Origin of the sequence: Flavobacterium pectinovorum, from assembly GCF_006438875.1 — a bacterium.
GTDB lineage: Bacteria > Bacteroidota > Bacteroidia > Flavobacteriales > Flavobacteriaceae > Flavobacterium > Flavobacterium pectinovorum_A.
In genome coordinates this window covers 1-2,631 of record NZ_RCZH01000042.1, presented here as the reverse complement: position 1 = coordinate 2,631, position 2,631 = coordinate 1, and the positions used below count along the sequence as shown (strand labels likewise).

1 protein-coding gene, 1 rRNA gene and 2 pseudogenes are annotated in these 2,631 nt (G+C 33.5%); 2 read left to right on the top strand and 2 right to left on the bottom strand.

What is annotated here, in order from left to right:
* Positions 1-569 precede the first annotated feature (569 nt).
* Positions 570-698 (bottom strand): annotated as a pseudogene (locus EAH81_RS27980) (ABC transporter permease); the annotation flags it as partial.
* A 247-nt stretch (positions 699-945) separates the two neighbouring features.
* On the opposite strand from EAH81_RS27980, the gene EAH81_RS27200 reads away from it, so the two are divergent.
* Entirely contained in the window at positions 946-1,281 is a 336-nt protein-coding gene (locus EAH81_RS27200) for a transposase (RefSeq protein ID WP_241676672.1), read from the top strand.
* A gap of 43 nt (positions 1,282-1,324) precedes the next feature.
* Positions 1,325-2,244 (top strand): annotated as a pseudogene (locus EAH81_RS27195) (ISL3 family transposase).
* Positions 2,245-2,388: 144 nt separating this feature from the next.
* Here the strand turns inward: EAH81_RS27195 and rrf are convergent.
* A 5S ribosomal RNA gene (rrf, locus tag EAH81_RS27190) occupies positions 2,389-2,498 on the bottom strand.
* Between the last annotated feature and the right edge of the window lie 133 nt (positions 2,499-2,631).

Genomic DNA, 2,631 nt, shown 5'->3' with positions numbered 1-2,631 from the left:
CTTTATCGTAATTTGTCTATTTTAAAACCTCCATGTTTTAGGGACTTTTCATCTTTATTACCGCTTTACTGATTACTTTATATTAACTATGAAATACGATTGCCACTAAGACATTAAAGCGTGAAGGCTTCTTCTTTTCTTGATTTTGATGTTTTTTAATCGCGCAAAGTCGCAAAGGCGCCAAGTTTTTACTTTTGGACTGTTTTTTTCTCCTTAAGCCAGATCTTCTTTTGAAAACTGCTGCCCTAGCCCTGATAGAAGTGAAAATCCTTTTGTGCCGGTCCCGTCCCGAAGTTTCGGGATCGGGAGCCACAAAAGATTGCAGCGGATAGCAGGAAATAGCTCCATATTCAAATTCCAAATTTTAAAAATTACAGATTTCAACAAAACTTCGACTTGAAATTATATCCACAAGGTTTTAAAAACCTGTCGGGTGTCGTTGGCGCAGAAAATTACTCTTATCTATTATAATAGAAACTTTTACTTATAAATAGATCCAAAAAAAATAAACCCGACAGATTTTAGAAAACTGTCGGGTTGGGAATGGGATGATTATCCTTATATTATAATTAATCGAAACGAATTGCTTTCACTGGAGAAATTCTGGTTATTATATAGGACGGAATTAGCAAGACTAGAAAACAAACAGTAATCGTCAGCAAATTCAACAATAGAACGTAACCCCAATTTAAATAGACATATATTTTCTGTAGAATCTTTCACTACAAGAATACAAATATTCAAACCTTTATAAAAAGGACAAGGAAATTATTGGAATAATACAAATAAACAACATGAATAAGATACATTCAATTATCCCGTTTCTCTTCGGGTCGAACTACACATTAAATCATTTGCGATAGAATTTGGAGAAATATTAAAGATTAAATATTTGTATTTCCAAATCATATACCACTGTAAGATTTTTTTATCGACATCCTTAAGTTGTTATTACCTGAGATAATAGTAGATTATTTTGAACTTACCTCTTATGAAAAAGGAGACGAAATACTTCATTTATATTTAAAAGAGATTAATTCAATACCTAAAGAATACCGAGAGTCAAAATTAAGTTCAAAAGGTTTCTTCGAAGAGATAACGGTTCAGGATTTTCCTATTCGTGGGCATCAGGTATATCTTCATATCACTCGCAGAAGATGGCTTAATGAAGATACTGGAAAAATAGTTTTTAGAGATTGGAATTTAGTAGCAGACGGAACTCGTGTAACACAGGAGTTTGCGTCTTTTTTAAAAGAGATCAATAGATTCCAGTCCAAATGATTGCAATACCATTGCTTCTTTCTACGGAGTTTCCGGTAGAAATTTGCAATGTCAATACAAAGATTTCCTAAGTGATTTCAAAGTCTGGGATCAAATATCCCACGCAAAAAAATGGCTTGTTTTTCCACAAAATATTGGAAAACGTTTATCCATAGATGAAACCTCCCTTTCTAATGGTGAGCTATATACTATTTTAACCAACAAATCCGGCAAAGGCAGAAAAGGAACTATATAGCTATGATTGCAGGAACTAAAGCGGAAACTGTTATTGCAGTTATTGAAAAAATCCCTGTTAAAGAGCGAAACCTAGTCAAGGAAATCACTTTGGATATGGCTGGCAATATGGGGTTAATTGCAAAGAAATGTTTTGTTAATGCAACTCGCGTTACAGACCGATTCCATGTTCAAAAACTTGCTGTAGAAGCATTACAGGAAATAAGGATTAAATATCGCTGGGAAGCTATCGATAAGGAAAATGATGCTATTGAAAAAGCTAAAAAATCAAACACCAACTTTGAATCTAAAATACTTCCTAATGGCGATACACTTAAACAATTACTTGCCAGAAGTCGTTATTTCTTATATAAAAACAAATCCAAATGGACTCCAAATCAAATAGAACGTGCTGGGTTATTATTTGAATTGTATCCCGATATTCAAAAGGCATATAGTCTAACTCAAGAGCTACGCAGTATCTTCGAGAACACAAAAGATAAAATCATTGGTTTTGCCAAATTAGCCAAATGGCATGAAAAAGTAAATCAATCTGGATTTAAGTCTTTTGGCACAATCTCACGAACAATTATAAATCACTATCAAACTATATTGAACTATTTTGATAATAGAAGTACCAATGCTTCAGCTGAATCATTCAATGCAAAAATAAAAGCATTTAGATCAAAATTCAGAGGAGTTAGGAATGTAGAATATTTCCTTTTTAGGCTAACTAATATTTATGCTTAATTTTTGTTGCTCCACAGGTTTTCGTCTTGATCCGATTTCGTCTTGATCCAAAGCAATTAACGAACACTTTTCGAGTTTCGCCCAAATTCCAGTATTTTGTAAACAAAAAAAATCCCCATCAAAAAATGATGAGGATTTTCAAAAGAAAGGCGACGACATACTCTCCCACATAACTGCAGTACCATCTGCGCAGGCGGGCTTAACTACTCTGTTCGGGATGGGAAGAGGTGAGCCCCGCCGCAATAACCACCTTAAGAAGTTATAATTGCTTTGGGCAATTTTCTTTTAATTAATAATTGATAATTAACAATTCATAATTAAGAGTAATATCTTAACATACTGAGATAAAGAAAGTATTTTAGTTTTAGAAAGTTTCTTCTCCCGACC